This is a genomic window from Epilithonimonas sp., assembly GCF_032054305.1.
In the GTDB taxonomy this organism is placed as follows: domain Bacteria; phylum Bacteroidota; class Bacteroidia; order Flavobacteriales; family Weeksellaceae; genus Epilithonimonas.
The window spans coordinates 1-18715 of record NZ_DAMBSX010000006.1 but is presented as its reverse complement, the minus strand read 5'-3'; the positions used below and the strand labels follow the sequence as shown (position 1 = coordinate 18715).

The 18715-nt window shown below is 34.3% G+C and carries 22 protein-coding genes and 1 other RNA gene; 11 read left to right on the top strand and 12 right to left on the bottom strand.

What is annotated here, in order from left to right; genetic code table 11:
- Window positions 1-65: 65 nt before the first annotated feature.
- The 3 genes from RTX21_RS13500 to lpxB form a co-directional block, all read right to left on the bottom strand.
- Window positions 66-449, bottom strand: a complete 384-nt coding sequence (locus RTX21_RS13500; protein WP_312768524.1) for a GxxExxY protein — start codon at window positions 447-449, stop codon at window positions 66-68.
- A 97-nt stretch (window positions 450-546) separates the two neighbouring features.
- A complete protein-coding gene (locus tag RTX21_RS13495) occupies window positions 547-1005 on the bottom strand; it encodes a DUF1569 domain-containing protein (protein WP_312768521.1) in 459 nt (152 codons plus the stop codon).
- A gap of 350 nt (window positions 1006-1355) precedes the next feature.
- A complete protein-coding gene (gene lpxB, locus RTX21_RS13490; RefSeq protein ID WP_312768520.1) occupies window positions 1356-2459 on the bottom strand; it encodes a lipid-A-disaccharide synthase in 1104 nt (367 codons plus the stop codon).
- A 262-nt stretch (window positions 2460-2721) separates the two neighbouring features.
- On the opposite strand from lpxB, the gene RTX21_RS13485 reads away from it, so the two are divergent.
- Both RTX21_RS13485 and RTX21_RS13480 read left to right on the top strand, forming a co-directional pair.
- On the top strand, window positions 2722-3222 hold the full coding sequence (locus tag RTX21_RS13485; RefSeq protein WP_312768518.1) for a DUF2480 family protein: 501 nt from the start codon (window positions 2722-2724) through the stop codon (window positions 3220-3222).
- A 63-nt stretch (window positions 3223-3285) separates the two neighbouring features.
- Window positions 3286-3936: a DUF937 domain-containing protein gene (locus tag RTX21_RS13480; protein WP_312768517.1), complete on the top strand. Its 651-nt coding sequence runs from the start codon at window positions 3286-3288 to the stop codon at window positions 3934-3936.
- A 30-nt stretch (window positions 3937-3966) separates the two neighbouring features.
- Here the strand turns inward: RTX21_RS13480 and RTX21_RS13475 are convergent, their stop codons facing one another.
- Window positions 3967-4185: a 30S ribosomal protein THX gene (locus tag RTX21_RS13475; RefSeq protein ID WP_312768515.1), complete on the bottom strand. Its 219-nt coding sequence runs from the start codon at window positions 4183-4185 to the stop codon at window positions 3967-3969.
- Between the two features lie 336 nt (window positions 4186-4521).
- Here RTX21_RS13475 and aspS point away from each other — a divergent pair, with 336 nt between their 5' ends.
- From aspS to RTX21_RS13460, 3 genes are all read left to right on the top strand, one after another.
- On the top strand, window positions 4522-6276 hold the full coding sequence (aspS, locus tag RTX21_RS13470) for an aspartate--tRNA ligase (RefSeq protein WP_312768514.1): 1755 nt from the start codon (window positions 4522-4524) through the stop codon (window positions 6274-6276).
- A gap of 442 nt (window positions 6277-6718) precedes the next feature.
- The gene (locus RTX21_RS13465) at window positions 6719-7444 is read left to right on the top strand and encodes a helix-turn-helix domain-containing protein (RefSeq protein WP_312768512.1); all 726 of its coding nucleotides are present in this window, start codon (window positions 6719-6721) and stop codon (window positions 7442-7444) included.
- A 138-nt stretch (window positions 7445-7582) separates the two neighbouring features.
- On the top strand, window positions 7583-8200 hold the full coding sequence (locus tag RTX21_RS13460) for a DUF2306 domain-containing protein (protein WP_312768510.1): 618 nt from the start codon (window positions 7583-7585) through the stop codon (window positions 8198-8200).
- A 39-nt stretch (window positions 8201-8239) separates the two neighbouring features.
- On the opposite strand, the gene RTX21_RS13455 is transcribed toward RTX21_RS13460, so the two are convergent.
- Together RTX21_RS13455 and RTX21_RS13450 are read right to left on the bottom strand one after the other, a co-directional pair.
- Window positions 8240-9151: a cupin-like domain-containing protein gene (locus RTX21_RS13455; RefSeq protein ID WP_312768507.1), complete on the bottom strand. Its 912-nt coding sequence runs from the start codon at window positions 9149-9151 to the stop codon at window positions 8240-8242.
- Between the two features lie 77 nt (window positions 9152-9228).
- Complete coding sequence (locus tag RTX21_RS13450; RefSeq protein ID WP_312768505.1) at window positions 9229-9957, bottom strand: SDR family NAD(P)-dependent oxidoreductase; 729 nt, start codon at window positions 9955-9957, stop codon at window positions 9229-9231.
- A 48-nt stretch (window positions 9958-10005) separates the two neighbouring features.
- On the opposite strand from RTX21_RS13450, the gene aroC reads away from it, so the two are divergent.
- Genes aroC through RTX21_RS13435 form a run of 3 tightly spaced genes read left to right on the top strand, consistent with a single transcriptional unit; the run spans window position 10006 to window position 12202 of the window.
- Window positions 10006-11067 carry a chorismate synthase gene (aroC, locus tag RTX21_RS13445; RefSeq protein WP_312768504.1) on the top strand — a complete coding sequence of 354 codons (1062 nt, stop codon included), beginning with the start codon at window positions 10006-10008 and terminating at the stop codon, window positions 11065-11067.
- On the top strand, window positions 11067-11633 hold the full coding sequence (locus RTX21_RS13440) for a thioredoxin family protein (protein ID WP_312768503.1): 567 nt from the start codon (window positions 11067-11069) through the stop codon (window positions 11631-11633). The genes aroC and RTX21_RS13440 overlap by 1 nt, the downstream gene beginning before the upstream one ends.
- Window positions 11634-11644: 11 nt before the next feature.
- On the top strand, window positions 11645-12202 hold the full coding sequence (locus RTX21_RS13435; RefSeq protein ID WP_312768502.1) for a TlpA disulfide reductase family protein: 558 nt from the start codon (window positions 11645-11647) through the stop codon (window positions 12200-12202).
- Window positions 12203-12306: 104 nt separating this feature from the next.
- On the opposite strand, the gene yajC is transcribed toward RTX21_RS13435, so the two are convergent.
- The 5 genes from yajC to RTX21_RS13410 form a co-directional block, all read right to left on the bottom strand.
- Entirely contained in the window at window positions 12307-12636 is a 330-nt protein-coding gene (gene yajC, locus RTX21_RS13430; protein ID WP_312768501.1) for a preprotein translocase subunit YajC, read from the bottom strand.
- A 2-nt stretch (window positions 12637-12638) separates the two neighbouring features.
- Complete coding sequence (locus RTX21_RS13425; protein ID WP_409414982.1) at window positions 12639-13142, bottom strand: DUF1573 domain-containing protein; 504 nt, start codon at window positions 13140-13142, stop codon at window positions 12639-12641.
- Between the two features lie 21 nt (window positions 13143-13163).
- Window positions 13164-14069 (bottom strand): transcription antitermination protein NusB, encoded by a 906-nt coding sequence (locus RTX21_RS13420; RefSeq protein WP_312768499.1) that lies wholly within the window; start codon window positions 14067-14069, stop codon window positions 13164-13166.
- Between the two features lie 135 nt (window positions 14070-14204).
- Window positions 14205-14891 carry a beta-carotene 15,15'-monooxygenase gene (locus RTX21_RS13415; protein ID WP_312768498.1) on the bottom strand — a complete coding sequence of 229 codons (687 nt, stop codon included), beginning with the start codon at window positions 14889-14891 and terminating at the stop codon, window positions 14205-14207.
- Window positions 14884-15378, bottom strand: a complete 495-nt coding sequence (locus RTX21_RS13410) for a sigma-70 family RNA polymerase sigma factor (RefSeq protein ID WP_312768495.1) — start codon at window positions 15376-15378, stop codon at window positions 14884-14886. The genes RTX21_RS13415 and RTX21_RS13410 overlap by 8 nt, the downstream gene beginning before the upstream one ends.
- Window positions 15379-15617: 239 nt before the next feature.
- Here RTX21_RS13410 and RTX21_RS13405 point away from each other — a divergent pair, with 239 nt between their 5' ends.
- The 3 genes from RTX21_RS13405 to rnpB all read left to right on the top strand — a co-directional run bounded on the left by RTX21_RS13405 (window position 15618) and on the right by rnpB (window position 17675).
- Complete coding sequence (locus RTX21_RS13405) at window positions 15618-15986, top strand: hypothetical protein (RefSeq protein ID WP_312768492.1); 369 nt, start codon at window positions 15618-15620, stop codon at window positions 15984-15986.
- A 5-nt stretch (window positions 15987-15991) separates the two neighbouring features.
- Window positions 15992-17353: a M64 family metallopeptidase gene (locus RTX21_RS13400; protein ID WP_312768490.1), complete on the top strand. Its 1362-nt coding sequence runs from the start codon at window positions 15992-15994 to the stop codon at window positions 17351-17353.
- A gap of 25 nt (window positions 17354-17378) precedes the next feature.
- An RNA gene (gene rnpB, locus RTX21_RS13395) (RNase P RNA component class A) lies at window positions 17379-17675 on the top strand.
- On the opposite strand, the gene RTX21_RS13390 is transcribed toward rnpB, so the two are convergent.
- Window positions 17670-18715, bottom strand: a 1046-nt coding sequence (locus RTX21_RS13390) for a hypothetical protein (protein WP_312768488.1), incomplete at its 5' end; no start/stop codon positions are given. The two genes, rnpB and RTX21_RS13390, sit on opposite strands and share 6 nt — an antisense overlap.

Genomic DNA, 18715 nt, shown 5'->3' with positions numbered 1-18715 from the left:
AGTTCATTTGTGTTTTTTATTATTTTGTCTCGCAGATTTTGCTGATTAAGCAGATATTTTCATTTTTAATTCTCAATTTTATTTGCAATTCTTTTTATAGAGTCTATAATATTATCCGAATTAAAATTTACCAAGATGCCCAATCTCTTATCTGATAATTTGAGATAGGTTGATAATTGCTTGAAGTGAACATTCTCTAATTCCTTAACAGATTTGATTTCAACAATCACTTTATTTTCAACCAAAATATCAATTCTAAATTCACAATCAAAAGTTACTTGATTGTAAATTATTGGCATAGAAACTTCAGACTTAACATCCAATCCTAAGTCTTCTAGTTCATAAATTAAAATTTTATGGTAAACAGATTCTAATAATCCGGGTCCTAAACCATTATATACATTAAAAATGGCTTTTCTTACTTTGTAAGAAATTTCGTTTTCGGTCATTCATTTGTGTTTATTTGATTCTCTAAATTAATAATAATTTTTATTAAATATACAAATTCAGTATAAAAATCTGCTTAATCAGCAAAATCTGCGAGAATTAATGTTTCAAAATATCATCAACAATCTTCAAATGATGATTGGTATGAAGACGTAAAAATATGAGCGTTGCTTTTTTATCGAGGTCGCCGAGAAAAGGATGAGTAATATAGGATTTTGCAGAGAGGTTTTTCACAGCTTCCAATCTCTCTTTTGCCAGATTCAAAAACTTTTCGACACTTTCCTTGGTTGGAGTTTCTAATGGAATGAATTGCTTTGGAGATTTAATTTTCCCTCTCGGAATCAATCCAAAATTGAGAAACACAAATTTCTTAATGCTGGATTTCGGATTGTAATTGTCCGGATTGGTCATTGTGAGACCTTTCAGACTTCCATTCAGAATTAATAAAGAATGTTCCAAATGCCAGCCAACCGACGCTTTGGAAACTTTTTCATTGGTCACATGGATTTTCGGTAGGAATGATTCTATCTTATTTAATTGAGATTGTACTTCAATCATATAATTTGTTTTAATTGTAAGATTCCAAATAAGATTTGTTATTAAGATTGGCAAAGCAATCAAAACAGAATCTGAATTCAAATTCAAAATTAGAATAAGAAGTATTAAGAATAATATCGGTGAAAAACTTACCAATCTCTTGTATCTTACTATTTTGAAGTTATCGGCAATGTAGAGTATTATGGAGTTGCAAAATCCTATGATCAATATGATTGGTAAAACGGTTTCTATAATAAGTCTTGCGTTAGAGAATTCCTTCTTCCCAATTACCAAAGCTGGAACATATGTTATTAAAAATACAATTATTGGAAATAAAAGACAGAATAATAATGATTTTAAAATCTTCATTTTTATTTATTTACTATAATTTCAGCCGCATTTTGACTGGCTCCGGTTCCACCTAATTTTGTTCTCAAAATACCGTAATCATTCAGAATTTCGTCTCTTTTATTAGTATTGAGGATTTTATTAAGCTCTTCAACGAGATTTTTAGTAGTCAGATCATTTTGGATAAGTTCCGTCACAACTTCTTTATCCATAATCAAATTAACCAGAGAAATATATTTGATATTCTTGATCAATCGCTTTCCGATTTCGTAAGAGATTCGGCTTCCTTTGTAACAGACTACTTCAGGGATATTTAGCAAAGCAGTTTCCAGAGTCGCAGTTCCTGAAGTGACCAAAGCCGCTTTGGAACATCTTAGTAAATCGTAAGTTCTGTTGGAAACAAAATGAACATCATCATCCACAAATTGCTCATAAAAATCTTTATCAAGACTTGGTGCGCCGGCAATCACAAACTGATAATCCGGAAAATCATTTCTCACAGATAACATTATTTCCAGCATTTTGGAAACTTCCTGTTTTCTGGAACCTGGCAGAAGTGCAATGATTTCTTTATCGTTAAGATGATTCTCCTTCTTGAATTCCTGAATATCAATCGATGGCAAACCTTCAATCGCATCTAATAATGGATGCCCGACAAAATGCGCTTCAACCTGATGCTTTTTGTAAAAATCCTTTTCAAAAGGAAGAATCACCAGCATCTCATCGACATATTTTTTGATTGTTTCTACACGACCTTCTTTCCAGGCCCAAAGCTGAGGCGAAATATAATAAACAACCTTAATTCCCAATTCTTTTGCAAACTTTGCAATCCTCAAATTGAATCCCGGATAATCTACCAGGATCAAAACATCCGGCCTATCTTCCAGGATGTCCTTTTTACAGAATTTGATATTATTAAGAATGGTTTTCAGATTCTGAACCACTTCCAGAAAGCCCATAAAAGCAAGATCACGGTAATGTTTTACCAAAGTCCCACCTTGTTTCTGCATCAGGTCGCCACCCCAAAAACGAAAATCTGCGTTTTGGTCTTTTTGTTTGATGGCTTTCATCAAGTTGGAAGCGTGCAGATCGCCGGATGCTTCGCCTGCTATTATATAATATTTCAAGGTTTCTGGGTTTTTAGATTTTGAAAGTCTTTTCGATAGATAAATCTAAAGAAGTTTTCCGTTCAAAATAATTAACTTTGAACAAAATTAAAGCTTTTTGAGCGATTAGGATTGGGAAAGTTCTAACTCTGGGAAAATTTGTGCTTACAGACAAATTCCATAGCCCCGATAGTAGTGGCATCCTTATTCTTTTTTGGCAAAAAAAGAATAAGATATAGCGGATAGCGGGATTAAGCTCCAAAAAAATTATTTAAATTACAAAATGGAAGAAATCGTAAATAAAGTGGCGGGAAGCGGATTGGTGAATTTTGATATTTCCGATCTGGTTCCGAAAGGGAAACGCTTGGGAATCGACATCAAAGATTTTCTTTGGGAAGGTATGATCCTGAAGGAAAAAGACTTCCGTGAAAAAATCAAAAACATTGATGAGGAAGTTTACAGAGATGCTTATGTGTATATTTTTTGCTCAGAGGATGTGATTATCCCTTTGTGGGCTTACTTTCTGATCACTTCAAAAATTACGGATGCTGCGAAGAAAATTGTTTTTGGCAACCGTGAGGATTTGGAAGTTCTGTTGATGCATAATGCCATTCAAACTTACGATTTTTCTGAGTTGAAAGATAAGCGTGTTCTTGTAAAAGGCTGTAGTGACGAGTTTATTCCGAACAATGCTTATGTTGAATTGGTGGAACAACTGAAACCTCTTGTAAAGTCTCTGATGTTTGGAGAAGCTTGCAGCAATGTTCCTATTTTTAAAAATTAAAATTTTTTCTGCAGAAATTGCCAAATGTTTTTATCTTTGGTTTACAAATTAAAAACATAAATTATGAGTCTATTAGACCTTATTACCGGCAGCGCTGGAAACCAAGTCGCTGAACAAGCTGAAAACAAATTCGGGATCAGCAAAAATCAAATCATTGCACTTCTTGTCGTAGCAGCGCCTTTGGTCATCAGCTATCTGAAAAAGAAATCAGAAAATGCCGATGAAGCAGACAAACTAAACGCAGCTCTAGACAGAGACCACGACGGAAGTATCCTGAACAATCCTTCACAAGCTCTTGACAGAGAAAAAGAGGGAGATTCTATTTTGAGTCATATTTTTGGAGGAGAAAAAGCTAACGTAGAAAATCAATTATCTCAGAATACTGGGATTTCTATGGACAAGATTGGTCCTATCCTGGCGACTCTGGCACCAGTTATCATGGGCTATATCGGTCAGCAGAAGCAAGCGAGCAATGTAACTTCAGGCGGTGGATTAGGAGATTTATTAGGTGGAATTCTTGGAAATTCTTCTCAGCAGGCTCAGGCTTCCAACGACCCATTGAGTAACATTCTTGGAAGTGTTCTTGGAGGAGCAACTCAATCTTCTGGCGGAGGTTTAGGAGATATTTTAGGAAACGTTCTTGGAGGTGGAAATCAGCAACAATCTCAACAAGGCGGACTTGGTGGATTGTTGGGAAGCATTTTTGGAAAATAAATTCCTTATTAAAAATATGAAAGCCGAAGATTATTCTTCGGCTTTTTTTGTTCGTTTTGCTTTTGGTTTTTCTTCGGTTTCCTCGGCTTTTTCAGCTTTTGGTTTCGCTGTTTTCGGCTTTGGCTCAGCTTTTACTTTGGTCGGTTTTTCTGTTACAGCCGTTGGTTGAGAAGATTTTCTGGGTCTCGTTTTGCCATAGCTTCCGCGTACTCTTTTTCCTTTGGTGGATTTTTGGTCACCTTTTCCCATAATAATTAAGTATTTGATTATTACGAATTTATGAATTAATTTTTAATTATCCAATACTTCGGGCGTATCCCTCTCCAATGCTCAGCAACTTCTCGGGTCGGGCTATCCGTTCCTATCTTTTCCTGTTCAGAGAACAGAAAAAGGATATCCACTACTATCCCTTACGCGCTGCGCCAAGATTCAATTTTTGATATCAAAAAACCTTTCAACATCAATCAAAATTATTTATCACAAAACCTTATCTTTGCACTCGAAAATTCAAGGTACAAAGTTCACAATTCAAAGTTGACACGTCGAACCTTAAACCTTGAGCCTCTAAACTTTAAACTAAATTTTATGTTCCGTACACACACAAACGGCGAATTGACGCTGGCAAATCTGAATGAAAAAGTAACACTTTCCGGCTGGGTGCAAACCATCCGTGACAAAGGTTTTATGATTTGGGTCGATTTGCGAGACCGTTACGGAATTACTCAATTGGTTTTGGACGAAGAAAGAAGTTCAAAAGAATTATTGGAATCGGCTAAGAAATTAGGTCGCGAATTTGTGATCCGGGTAGAAGGAACCGTTATAGAACGTGCTTCCAAAAACCCAAAAATCCCAACCGGTGACATCGAAATTTTAGTTGAAAAATTAAATATTCTAAATGAGTCTCAGTTGCCACCTTTCACTATCGAAGATGAAACCGACGGTGGCGAAGAATTGAGAATGAAATACAGATATCTGGATATCAGAAGAAATCCAGTAAAAGACAAACTGATTTTCCGTCACAAAATGGCGCAGAAAGTCAGAAACTATCTTTCAGATTCAGGTTTCATTGAGGTAGAAACGCCTGTTTTGATTAAATCTACTCCGGAAGGCGCAAGAGATTTCGTAGTTCCAAGCAGAATGAATCCGGGACAGTTTTATGCTTTGCCACAGTCACCACAGACTTTCAAGCAATTGTTGATGGTTGGCGGAATGGACAGATATTTCCAAATCGTGAAATGTTTCCGTGACGAAGATTTGCGTGCCGACAGACAACCTGAATTTACACAAATCGATTGCGAAATGGCATTTGTAGAGCAAGAAGACATTATGAATGTTTTCGAGGGAATGACCAAAACTTTGTTGAAAGATATTACCGGAAAAGAATTTGGAGATTTCCCAAGAATGACATTTGCCGATGCAATGCAGAAATATGGCAACGACAAACCTGACATCCGTTTCGGAATGGGGTTCGTGGAACTGAATGAATTAGTTAAAGGAAAAGACTTCAAAATATTCGATGAGTCGGAATTGGTTGTGGGGATCAATGTTGAAGGAATCGCGGATTACACCAGAAAGCAAATCGATGAATTGATTGATTGGGTAAAACGTCCTCAAATCGGCGCAACAGGAATGGTTTGGATCAAATTCCAGAATGATGGCATTGTGACTTCATCAGTTAACAAATTCTATTCTGAAGAAGATTTGAAGAAAATCGCTGAGAAATTCGGAGCAAGAGCAGGAGATTTGATGTTCTTAATGAGCGGAAATGCTGATAAAGTAAGAACACAGCTTTCGGCTTTGAGAATGGAATTAGGAAATCGTCTTGGTTTAAGAAAAGGAAATGAATTTGCTCCACTTTGGGTTGTAGATTTCCCGTTATTGGAATTTGATGAAGAAAGTGGCAGATACCACGCGATGCACCATCCATTCACTTCTCCGAAAACCGAAGACTTTAGTTTATTGGAAACAGACCCTGGAAAAGCCAGAGCCAACGCTTATGATTTAGTTCTTAACGGAAACGAAATTGGTGGAGGTTCTATCAGAATTTTTGATAAAGATTTACAGTCCAGAATGTTTGATTTGCTTGGTTTTTCAAAAGAAGAAGCTGAAGCTCAATTTGGATTCTTGATGAATGCTTTCAAATATGGTGCGCCACCTCACGGAGGTTTAGCTTTTGGATTTGACCGTTTGGTAGCAATTTTGGACGGTAACGAAGTAATCAGAGATTATATCGCATTTCCGAAAAATAATTCCGGTCGCGATGTGATGATTGATGCGCCAGCACCGATTCATCAGGAACAGCTTACGGAATTGGAATTGAAATTGGATTTAAAATCATAAATTAGAAGCGAGAAATAATTCTCGCTTTTTTTGAGCCAAGTATTTTTCATACTCTTTTATTAATCTGATGATATTTTATTTTGCAGGAATTTTCATCGCTTTTTTTTCATCTTTTCTAATTATAGGAAAGAAAAGAAAAAACATTTCAGATTATATACTTTCCATATGGTTCTTTATAATTGGACTACACCTTACTTTGTTTGTATATATTTTTTCAGGAGAGTATCTATTTTTTCCAGACTTTTTAGGAATAGAAAAAGCATTCCCTTTTATTCATGGTCCTATATTATATCTTTATATAGAAAGTCTTACTCGGCAAAAACTTGATAAATATTGGTTTCTTCATTTTTTGACAGTAGTTATCATCTACTGTATTTTGTATGATTTTTTCATCTTACCTTCCGAAGAGAAAATCAAAATTTACCAAAACGAAAAAAGTTATTTGGAGTTAAGGAAAGCACTTAATATTTTGATGATTATTTCAGGCATTATTTACATTAGTTTAAGCTTCACTTCACTCAAAAAATATAAAAATAAAATATCTAACCAATATTCTAATATTGAAAAAATTAATTTGAGTTGGGCATATTATCTCATCATAGGAATTTTAATAATCTGGATTTGTGTTGTGACAAAAAATGATATTTTAATTTTTGCTTCGGTTGCCGTTTTTGTTCTTATAGCTGCATATTTTGGAATCAACAAAGCTGGAATATTAGATATTTCAGAATTAGAAAATAATGTTTTAGAAAAAATCCAACCAGAGAATAAAGAAGTTCCTGTAAAATATCAAAATTCTTCTTTGAGTGATGAAAACACCCAACTGATCTACAAAAAATTAGTCCACAAGATGGAATCTGAAAAGCTCTTTACCGACCCTGAACTAAACCTGAATCTGGTTTCAAGTCTTTTAGAAGTTCACCCCAATTTGCTTTCACAAATCATCAACACAGTAGAAAATAAAAACTTCTACGATTATGTTAATACTTATAGAATCAAGGAATTTAAAAGATTAGCAGTTTTACCTGAAAATGAAAAATTCACGATTCTTTCTCTAGCATTTGAAAGTGGTTTTAATTCTAAAACTTCATTCAACAGAAATTTTAAGAAATACGAAAATAAGTCTCCAAGAGAATTTTTAAAAGAACAAAATCTGGATTTGAAATAATTAGCCTCTTAAATCACTTTAGATTCTCCATGATGTATGAGTAAAATTGGTTTCAACTTACATTTTGGAACAGTTCCACTTCTCAAACTTCTCATATTTGTCGGGATTTGTAACAATTGATTAATCCCAATATTTTTTATGTTAAAGAAGTTATTATTTATTATTATCGTTGTTTTGGCCTTGTTCACAGGATTATTATTCCCTTCAATTTATCTCTTTGTAGAAGAAAAATATACTTTTCTCAGCAGTAAAATTCCAGAAGTAACAAACAATTTAATATGGAAAATTTCATTTATTTGTCATATTAGTTTTGGAGGACTTTCTCTTATTATAGGATGGATTCAATTTGTAGAAAAATTACGAAAAAAAAGTTCTATACTACATAGAAAAATAGGCAAGCTTTATATCCTTTCAGTAATTATCAGCTCTCTTACAGCTATATATATTGGATTTTTTGCAAATGGTGGATTTATATCTGCATTCGGATTTATTTGTTTAGGCATTCTGTGGCTTATCACAACTATTATTGCATTAACAAGTATAAAAAACGGCAATATCAAAAAGCATCAAAACTTTATGACCTACAGTTATGCGTGTACTTTTGCGGCTGTCACTCTCAGGCTTTGGATTCCATTATTAAATGGATTATTAAAATCTCCAGAATTAGCATATCTCATAGTCGCTTGGTTATGCTGGATTCCCAATATTATTGTGGCATATTTTATAAATAAGCATCGTAACACAATCAAAGAATAACCTCTTAATTTAGAATTTTTAATTAAAAATTTCTGTAATTCAAAAATGAATAGGAATATCAGGAATATCATCCAGAATATGTTTTCCTTCGATTTTATCAATTGCTTTTTGAGCTCTTTTCTTCGCAACAGAAACTTTATAATCGAACCATTTTTCCTTGAATAGTTTTCTCATCAGGTTATCGAAATGTCTCGTAAATACCAAATTTCTGAATCCTCGCCACCTTTCTATCAATTTTGATGGCAATGCTCTTACCGAAATAGAATATCCTTCCGTTTCATATTGGATAAAATGCCACCAGCCAGAAGGCATATAAAGTGTTTGTCCCGGTTTTAGAACCGCTTCATAGCCTTTAAGATATTTCAATCCTGGAAATTCTTCCTGAGTTGAAGTTTTAAGATTGGTAATACTGTGAAAATTGTAAGGTAATTTGTAAAGCAAATCAGATTGGTTGAGCGGAAACAACCAGACTCTTTTAATTCCTTGATATTGTGTCAGAAAAACATGTGACATATCAATATCAACGTGATTTCGGGTATTAGAACCTTCGCCTCCGAAAAACATAAATGGTAACCAATGCAAAACTTTCCCATTTGTAATATCTTTGTATTGAATATCTTTTTTGAGTTCCGGCTTTATGGTCAGCAGATTAAAAAGAAACAATCGATATTCTGTTGCTTTGTTGGTAATGAGGTCGAGATATTCCGCGAAAGTCATTTTTGCAATCGGTTTGCTCGCTGCTCTATTGAGAGAATGGATTTCCCCGCCATAAACATCCACTTCTTTTTCTCCGGCAATTTCCTTGAAATAATCATAATTCCATTTTTGAAATGCAGCACTCTGAGAATCAACAAAATCTTCGATGATTACAGGGATATTCGGTTTCATATATTGAGAAACGAATTGGTCTGAAGTAATATTTTTGACTTTATCTAATGATTTCAGTTCCATTAAAAACGATTTTAAAGGAACAAATCTATAAAATAATTTTAATTCATACCAAAATAATATGAATTAAAATTTTAGTATTAAGGCAACTTTGCCACTAAAAATTCCGGAGACAATTTTAAAATCCAATAGATAATTTTCCATTTCCAGTTTGGAACAATTGTGAAAGAATTACCCGCATTTACAATAAAGTTCGCAACATAATCTGGTTCCATTATCAGATTTTTATTAAGTTCCAATCCAGCATTGATTTTAGTATTGATGTAACCGATAACTAAAACATTTACAATAATTTTCCTTGAGCTTAATTCCTGTCTTAATCCAGCCAAATACTGTGTGAAAGCGGATTTTGTACTTCCATAAACAAAATTGCTTTTACGACCGCGAACAGCCGACAACGATGATAAACCAATAATCCTTTCCAGATTTTTGTTCGATTTATCCGTTGCAATAATATTCAGAATGGAAACTGCACCGATGTAATTCGTTTTCATCATTTCGAAAGTTCCATTAAAATTCTTTAAGGCTTCTTGATTTTCCACTAAAAATCCTGCTGCATAAACAATGATATTTGGTTTTACAGATAATTCATCATAGAAATTCTGATGCGAAGAAAAATCTGTGGCATCGAAATATTTAGTCTCTATTTTAGAATTATCCAGATGATTTTCATCAGCAAATTTTTCCAGAGACTTTAGATTTCTGGAAGCCGCAATCACAGAATAGCCTTTATCAATGTAAATTTTGATGGCTTGTTTTGCAACATCCGAATTAGCACCGAGAATCAGAACAGTTTTACTAGAATTCATTTTACAAAAATATAGAATAGAACACTTTAAAATCCTTAATTTTGTAATATGTTTAATGTTTTAGGAAACTTTTTGACGCTTTCTTCCTTTGGCGAAAGTCACGGAGAAGCTTATGGCGGAATTATTACTAATTTTCCCGCTGGTCTTGAAATCGATATTGAGAAAGTTCAACAAGAACTTGACCGTAGAAAACCAGGACAATCTGCTATTGTTACACAAAGAAAAGAAGGCGATAAAGTTCGATTTTTGTCAGGAATTTTTGATGGAAAAACGACTGGAACGCCAATTGGATTCATTGTTGAAAATGAAAACCAACGTTCTAAAGATTACGACCATATCGCTCAAGCCTATCGTCCAAGTCACGCCGATTATACTTACGACCAAAAATATGGAATCCGAGATTATCGCGGCGGCGGAAAATCGTCTGCCCGCGAAACGCTGAATTGGGTTGTTGCAGGTGCTTTAGCTAAACAACTTCTTCCCGAGATTGAAATCAATGCGTATGTTTCTTCGGTTGGAGAAATCTTCTGTGAGAAACCTTATCAGGCTTTGGATTTTTCTAAAACCGAAAGCAATATCGTTCGTTGCCCAGATGAGGAAACTGCCGATAAAATGATAGAAAGAATCAAGGAAATCAAAAAAGAAGGCAATACAATTGGCGGAACGGTGACTTGTGTGATTAAGAATGTTCCAACAGGATTAGGCGAACCAATTTTCAATAAATTACACGCAGAACTTGGAAAGGCAATGCTGAATATCAATGCCTGCAAAGGTTTTGAATATGGAAGTGGTTTCTGTGGTGCAAAAATGACAGGAAAGGAACACAACGACCTTTTCAACCCAGATGGAACAACACAATCTAATCTTTCCGGCGGAATACAAGGTGGAATCTCCAACGGAATGGATATCTATTTCCGAGCAGCTTTCAAACCTGTGGCGACAATTCTTCGTCCTCAAGAAAGTATCAATAAAGATGGTGAATCTATAACTGTTGAAGGAAAAGGAAGACACGACCCGTGTGTAGTTCCAAGAGCTGTACCAATCGTAGAAAGTTTGGCTGCTTTTGTTTTGGCAGATATGTATTTAATTAATAAAACCAGAAAAATATAATGGACATCAAACAATATTGGGACAACGCTGTTTCTTACACAGAATACCTTCGTGATGCTGGAGAAAGATTAGGAAATCCGAAAGATACACAAGAAGCAGATTACGCTGAATATTATCGATTAGGAATCCAAAGAATGAACAGAATGACGGAGAAATATCTTCCGAATTCTGAACAGGTTGAAACTTTGGCTAAGAAGAAATTCAATGGGAAAATATTGATTATTTCTGAATCTTGGTGCGGTGATGCCAGTCAGGTAATTCCGGTTGTTGTGAAGTTTTTTGAACAGTTCGAAATTAGAATTACATACCGTGACCAAGAACCGAGTTTGATTGATAATTATTTGGTAAACGGTGGAAAATCTATTCCAATTGTTATTTTTCTAGATGAAGATTTTAATGAAATCGCCCATTGGGGACCGAGACCAAAGCACGGAACTGAACTTTTGGAAAAGTACAAAGCCAATCCGGAAGAATTCACCAAAGACCAATTCTACGTGGAATTGCAGACCTATTATGCAAAAAACAGAGGCTTCGATACGATAGAGGAACTTTTGGAATTACTTTAAATTTAAGTCTAATGAATTTTCTAAAAAAAAACCTGATTTACATTGTTTTAGTTGTTGTTTTGTCGGCTTTTGTATTGATAAAACCGCTTCGTGATTTTGTATCAGAACAGATTGCGATGAGTCCAACAGTAGCGAAAATCAATAATGAAACGATGCTTCCTGAAGATGTTTTGGACATTGATCTGAAAGGAATCAATACAAGCAGCACCAATCTGAAAAACCTTCGTGGAAAAGTTCTGTTCCTTAATTTTTGGGGAACATGGTGTCCGCCTTGCAGAACGGAATGGCCAACGATTGAAAAGCTTTATCAATTGAAAAAAGATAAATTGGAGTTTGCGTTGATTGCAATGCAGGACCAAGAGGAAGATGTAAAAAAATTCTTGAAAGAAAATAATTATACAGCCCCTGTTTACATCGCTGAAAGTCCATTAGACCCGAAAGTTTTGCCTGTTGCTTTTCCTACAACTTATCTGATTGGAAAAGATGGCAGAATCCTGAAAAAAGAAGACAGCTCGATGGATTGGAGCAAGGATTCGGTTTTGGAGTTTATTGATAATGTGACAAAGTGATTGAGATTCTTCGACTCCGCTCAGAATGACATTTCATTTTGCAATGATAAAAAAAGACCTGAATTATTGATTCAGGTCTTTTTTAATTTAAGAATAATTTCAAATTATTTCTTCTTCTCTAATCCAAAAGTTTCTGGGAATCTCGCGATTGTGAAATCTCTTGAGATAGCAGCTTTTTCGAATTTTAGTTTTCCACTAAGCGTTTCCAAAACTACACCATCCTCATTGATAGAAAATATAGTTCCGTGCATACCAGATGTTGTAACCACTTTTGCGCCCGGTTTCAACGCTTCTTGGAAAGTTTTTTCCTGCTTTTGTTTTTTCATTTGCGGACGGATCATCAGAAAATAAAATCCGACGAACATCAATCCAATCATTAAAAGAGTCGGCGTCATAGACTGAGTTGGAGCCGCTTGTAAAAATATTGTAAGCATAATTATGGTAATATATTAGCTGAGAATGTTAAACGAACTGGAGCCTTTTCCACATTTACAAATACATCTGCAACTTTGTTAACTGATCCATCAAAGTTTGTAGAGTCAAAATGCAACGTGATCTTGCCTTTTTTTCCTGGCAGAATTGGTTCTTTTGTATAATCTGGAACTGTGCATCCGCAACCTGGCTTCACATTAGAAATAATCAATGGATTAGTTCCTGTGTTGGTGACTTCGTAGATGTGCTCTACTTTTTCGCCTTTTTTGATATCGCCAAAGTTGTGATCAGTTTCGCTGAATGCAACAGTTGTCAAAGGTTTGCTTTGCGCTTCTTTTACCAAAGCTGCATCGTCTGGATTAACAGATTCCTGGGACATTGCCTCTACAACTGTACTTGCAGAATCTACTCCTGGGATATGGTCTAGTTTGTTTTCTTCTTTTTTGTTACAAGAAAAAGCAAGAGTGCAAAGAGCAGCCAGCGCTAATATTTTGATTGATTTCATAATAATATAATTATATATATTTGGTTATACTCTATTAATATCTTTTGTATACTTGTCCAAAATCCCATTAATAAAAACATTAGATTTTTCTGTTCCGTAAACTTTGGAAACATCAATATATTCATTAATGATGATTCTGGATGCTGTCAATGGGAAACTGTCTAATTCTGTAATTGCTGCAACAAGAATAATTCTATCGATAAGAGAAATCCTTTCCAGATCCCAGTTCAATAACTTGGCTTCTAGTTTCTTTTCGGTCTCTTCCCAATTGTTAAGCGACCTTCTCAATAGTTTTCTTGCAAAATCTTCATCTTCGTCATCTTTCAACATTTTGATTAAAGTATGGGAAGCTTCTGACTCCTTCATAAAACCTATGGTTTTCTGAATCATGGAATTGGCGATGTGAAAATCATCTGCCCAAGACATTTCTTTTTCCTCAAATCTCTCGTGCAGATCTGTATTTTCTGCAATGTATCTCAGGAATAATTTCCCAATGAATTTTTGATCATCTTCGAAAGAGATTTCGCTATCTTCCATATAATCCTGATAACGCTTTCCTGCTTTAATTCTTTGAAAAGTCTTCACCAACAGCTCATCATTTGGATCCCAGATCAAATCTTTGTGTTTTTCTGAGAAACTTCTTCTCTCTTCGTTATCCTCTAACTGAAGCAGGATCTGGTTTCTGATGAATTTTTGGTTTGGATCTATATCTTCCTGAGTTTTAAGGAATTTGTTTTTCCCGATTTCTATCTGATCTTCCGCCAAACGTTTAAGGCCAACAAGAAAGTTGAGCTCGTAGATGTAAAGATTATAGATTTTGTTGATTTCTGAGAACATATTCTTCTCGAGAACATCAAACTTGATGGGGTTTTGATAATAAGAATATAGAGATTCTACAATTTTTTCGCGAATTTGTCGTCTTCCCAGCATTTCAAAGAACTTTTTTAAGTGGATGCAAAGATAGGGAAAAATGTGGCAAAGTCATAATATGGCAATAGAACTTTAATCCAAAATAAAAATACTAGTCTCTCGCAGCCAGACTTATCTCGATTCAAATAAAATCGATCAAATTTCTTTTTCCGAATCTATCTTCTCCAGTTGTTTCAAATTCTTGGAGAGTCTTTTCAAAATAATGCCGTAAGCAAGTCTGTAATAAAGCAGAATGATAATGATACAAATCAAAAGACTAAATATAACACCAGTTATCAGCCCCCAAAACGTCGGATTATCTATCTTGATATTTTGTTGTCTAATCGTAAAAATGATAAAGCTTGTGAAACTTCCAATGAACAAAAGCAATAAAATGATATTACTGAAAATGAATAAATTAACTGCTTTTTTGAAATCCAAAATATGAATGATAAATTTTTTGAGATTGGACTCAATTGTGATTTTTTTATAATTTCTGTAAAAAATAATGACAAAAACACCTGTGATCACGAGACTCATGATCTTCATCCAATTATAGATCCTATCTAAAGAAAACTCAACCTGAGATTGATTTTTGATCTGAAGTCTGTTGAGAATATTCGTAAAATCGGTATGGAAATCTGCTGAAAAAAGCGCAATAAAATTGATAAGGCCGAAAATAACAAATTCGGCAACGCTGATCCAAAGTATATATTTCACATAGTTTCTGGATTTTCTGTTCAGCATCACTTCAATTTCATTCTGATCATATCCATCAGAAATCGTCTGGTCCTGCCACGTTTTTTTCAACGAATCTATATCAAAGTCTTCTGAGTTAGGCATGCTTTATCATTAATTCTTTTAATGTTTTCTTTAATCTATTCATTTTCACACGGGCATTAACTTCTGTAATCCCTAATGTGTCCGCAATCTCTTTGTAAGGTTCATCATCCAGATACATCATTACAATTGCTCTTTCTACATCAGGCAACATTTTGATAACCTTATACAACAAGGAGATCTGCTGTTGTTTTTCATCGGAATCTTCCAAAAAATTCTTGCTATGAAAATCCTGTAATTCGTCTGTCTGGGGTTGCCTTGTTTTTTTCCTGAATAATGTAATTGCGGTATTAAGTGCTACTCTGTACATCCAAGTGGAAATCTTGGAGTTACCTTGGAATGAGTCGTAAGATTTCCATAGTTGTAACACGATTTCCTGAAAAAGGTCTTCCTGATCTTCCAAAGAATGGGTATAAAGGCGTGAGACCTTAATAATAAGTCCTTGGTTATCCTTTATTAATTTAGAAAACTCTTTCTGTTTATTCTCCATTCCAAGGACGAAGATAAGAAATTATTCGCTCAGCAAGGTATCTTGTAAGATTTAATTATTTTGTTAAGCAAATGTTAATTTCTTTATATTTTATTGGTTATATTTGACTTATGATTATTAATAAAATTATCAAAACATTTCTTTGTTGTTTATTGATTTCTGTTGTCGGCTGTACAAATCAACTGCCAAATCAAGCCGGAATCAGGAATCAAAATAATATTATTGAAACAAAACCCAAAATGGTTTATCTTTTTTTTGAAGTTGAAAGAGCGTCCGACGGGAAAGAAATTGTGAAATTAATGGACAAAAAAGTGTCGGAAGGATTCTTTAAGAATGAAGAATTTGGAACGGCAAAAGATATTACCAATAGTAATTATAAAATTGTTTTGATGGATAAGAATAATAAAATCTACAAAACATCAATCATTGATAATCCATTGTCACCTGTTTTTGAATCTTATGCCAAAGACTCGATGGAGAAACAGATTGGGAAACTAGACAAAGCCGAATTTTTCTACAGATATAATGATAATGGAAATGTTGAAGAGATAGAAATCCATAAAGTAGAGAGTAACACTTCTAAACTCGTTTTCAAATTAAAATTATAACAGTTATGAAATATTTTTGCGTTTTATTAATATTAATTTCAGGTTTTTCCAAGGCTCAACTCTTTGACTTAGTTCCTTTGGTAGAAAACGGTCCGAAGGATAAGAGAATCAATCTGGTCATTCTAGGAGATGGTTATACAGCGAGTGAGCAATCTGCTTTTATGGAAGATGCCACCTTTGTTTCGGATTATCTGTTAAATAAGCAGCCTTATTCTAATTATAAAAATTATTTCAATGTTTATGCACTTAAAGTGATTTCTCTTCAGAGTGGTGTAAAACATCCGGCAACTGCTACCGACGTTACAGAACCCATGATTCCTGTTTCAAATCCTACGAATTATTTCAATACGTCTTATGATACTTCCGGAACGCATCGCTGCATCTATGGAAACACGACTAAAGTAACACAAACTTTAGCGGCGAACATTCCCGAATTTGATATGGCCTTAATTTTAGGAAATGATACAGAATATGGCGGTTGTGGTGGAACTTACGCTTTTCTTTCCAGAAATGAACAAGCTCCTGATGTGGCTTATCACGAGTTAGGACATTCATTTGGGAAGCTAGCTGACGAATATTGGTTTTCAGGCTCCGGAGAATCTCCAAATAAAACTAAAACTTCCGACCCAACAACGGTTCGTTGGAAAAATTGGTTGAATTCTGGAAATGTCGGAATTTATCAATTTACTGAAAATACGGCTTGGTATCGTCCGCACCAGAATTGCGAAATGCGATATCTAAACAAGCAATTTTGTAATGTATGCAAAGAAACTTTGGTTGAAAAAATTCATACTGTTAAAAATCCTATTGACAGTTTTACTCCAATAAATACTGCTACAATTAGTACCAATTCAAATGTTGATTTATCTGTAAACTTAATTTTACCAATTCCTAACACTTTAAAATCCGAATGGAAAGTCAATGGAACGATTGTTCAGAATGATGTCAGTAATATTACAATTCTACCAAGTCAATTGAATATTGGAAGTAATACGGTTCTTTTCAGTGTTTATGATAATACGACAATGGTAAGGACCAATAATCACAGTACGATTCATCTTTCTACGATCAGCTGGACAATCAACAAAACACAACTTGGAGTTTCAGACATCAAATCAAATGAATTCGATTTTGTACTTTATCCAAATCCAGCAAAAGATTATTTCATCTTAGAAAGTAAATCAATCTTCAATGAAAAAATCAAGGTTGAAATTTTTGATGCTTCCGGAAAATTAGTCAAAAAACAAAATATCGAGCCCAATCAAAAAGATAAGGTAGATATTTCCAGACTCAATTCTCAGAGTTATATCATTAATGCTTATAAAGATGGACAGCTTATTTTATCTCAGAAAATGATAAAGAATTAAGTTATAATTAAGTATTTTTGCCAACTGAGAAGCGTGGCTTGTTGATCCGAATTCATTTTTGGGTAGGAAAGTCCGGACACCTTAGGGCAGTATAGCGGATAACATCCGTCATTTGTGAAAATAGGACAAGTGCAACAGAAAGCAAGTACAGTTCGGCTGTAGTGAAACCAGGTAAACTCTATACGGTGCAATGCTAAGTATATCATCAGTCAAGGGCGGCTCGTTCGTTGATGAGGGGTAAGCAGCTAAAGATTTTCAGTAATGTCAATCGCAGATAAATAACAAGCTTCAACAGAATCCGGCTTATAGCGCTTCTCTATTTTTTGATCTGGGAATGTTGGTAATTCCTAATGATAAAATTAATTCCTGTTTCCAATATTTCACCCATAGTTTTACATTTCTTAAACTGAGAGTTATAGGTTAGCTTTTGAAGAGAAGTACTTAGTTCTTCTATTTTCTCAGGAGTAGAAATATTATCCGTCTTCATAATTTCTACCAAATCCTTATATCTCTGATTACTTGTCAGAACTCTTTTGGCGATTGCAGACCTTACTTCCTTTCTGTATTGTTCTATTGAATTAGGTTTGAATTTTTCATTAACGAGTTCAACCATCTTAACATTTTCTTTAAAATATTGAGGAATATAAATCTTAAGTTGACCTTCATAACTTTGCTGATCAAAATCGATTGCTCTAATTCTATAAACGACTTGATCAAAATCGTGAATAGGAATTACCACATAATTGTATGAACGCATATCTCCCAATAAACCAATCATACATCTTTCATTGAATTTTACAAACTCCTTCGCTATTTGAGCTTTTTCAAGTTCCGAACAATCCTGCAAATAATTTTCAATAAAGACATCTCCTGGTATCCCAAGTATATGTTCTTCAATCAAAGTATCTTTATAAACAAGAAAATTGATTCTGTTTGGTGAGAATATATCTTCGAATTCCAATCCATAAATTCTGGAAGCATCAGCTTTCTTTATATAAAAGTTGGTATAATTATCATTAAGGATATTTCTTACTCTAATTCTAAAAGGTTTAGAGTTTCCAAACGTACAAAAATGGATAGAATCAACTTTTAAGAAAGGCAGGGTTTCCTCATCTCCATCAGAGTGTAGAAGTGTATAGATCTTATTAAGGCTTGCCTCAATCTCCAAATACTCAAACTCAGGATAAAAGACATCCAACCAATAAGTATCCTTTCCATCTTTATCGAAGAGAGAAGTATAACCGGCGAACCTCAAAAGGTCATCATAGAATATTTTAATTTGAGTTGTTCTATTGTTCCTCTCGAGATAATTTTCCAGTGCTTTTCCGATCTGGAATATAGGTTTTCTGAGTTCTATTTTGA

Bases quoted from the DNA above. Each gene is read 5' to 3' on its own strand.
- RTX21_RS13400 (WP_312768490.1), top strand. From the start codon at position 15,992: ATGAAATATTTTTGCGTTTTATTAATATTAATTTCAGGTTTTTCCAAG.
- RTX21_RS13450 (WP_312768505.1), bottom strand. From the start codon at position 9,957: ATGAATTCTAGTAAAACTGTTCTGATTCTCGGTGCTAATTCGGATGTT.
- RTX21_RS13455 (WP_312768507.1), bottom strand. From the start codon at position 9,151: ATGGAACTGAAATCATTAGATAAAGTCAAAAATATTACTTCAGACCAA.
- RTX21_RS13485 (WP_312768518.1), top strand. From the start codon at position 2,722: ATGGAAGAAATCGTAAATAAAGTGGCGGGAAGCGGATTGGTGAATTTT.
- RTX21_RS13480 (WP_312768517.1), top strand. From the start codon at position 3,286: ATGAGTCTATTAGACCTTATTACCGGCAGCGCTGGAAACCAAGTCGCT.
- aroC (WP_312768504.1), top strand. From the start codon at position 10,006: ATGTTTAATGTTTTAGGAAACTTTTTGACGCTTTCTTCCTTTGGCGAA.
- yajC (WP_312768501.1), bottom strand. From the start codon at position 12,636: ATGCTTACAATATTTTTACAAGCGGCTCCAACTCAGTCTATGACGCCG.
- aspS (WP_312768514.1), top strand. From the start codon at position 4,522: ATGTTCCGTACACACACAAACGGCGAATTGACGCTGGCAAATCTGAAT.
- RTX21_RS13420 (WP_312768499.1), bottom strand. From the start codon at position 14,069: ATGCTGGGAAGACGACAAATTCGCGAAAAAATTGTAGAATCTCTATAT.
- RTX21_RS13405 (WP_312768492.1), top strand. From the start codon at position 15,618: ATGGTTTATCTTTTTTTTGAAGTTGAAAGAGCGTCCGACGGGAAAGAA.
- RTX21_RS13435 (WP_312768502.1), top strand. From the start codon at position 11,645: ATGAATTTTCTAAAAAAAAACCTGATTTACATTGTTTTAGTTGTTGTT.
- RTX21_RS13500 (WP_312768524.1), bottom strand. From the start codon at position 449: ATGACCGAAAACGAAATTTCTTACAAAGTAAGAAAAGCCATTTTTAAT.
- RTX21_RS13475 (WP_312768515.1), bottom strand. From the start codon at position 4,185: ATGGGAAAAGGTGACCAAAAATCCACCAAAGGAAAAAGAGTACGCGGA.
- RTX21_RS13495 (WP_312768521.1), bottom strand. From the start codon at position 1,005: ATGATTGAAGTACAATCTCAATTAAATAAGATAGAATCATTCCTACCG.
- RTX21_RS13440 (WP_312768503.1), top strand. From the start codon at position 11,067: ATGGACATCAAACAATATTGGGACAACGCTGTTTCTTACACAGAATAC.
- RTX21_RS13415 (WP_312768498.1), bottom strand. From the start codon at position 14,891: ATGCCTAACTCAGAAGACTTTGATATAGATTCGTTGAAAAAAACGTGG.
- RTX21_RS13460 (WP_312768510.1), top strand. From the start codon at position 7,583: ATGTTAAAGAAGTTATTATTTATTATTATCGTTGTTTTGGCCTTGTTC.
- RTX21_RS13410 (WP_312768495.1), bottom strand. From the start codon at position 15,378: ATGGAGAATAAACAGAAAGAGTTTTCTAAATTAATAAAGGATAACCAA.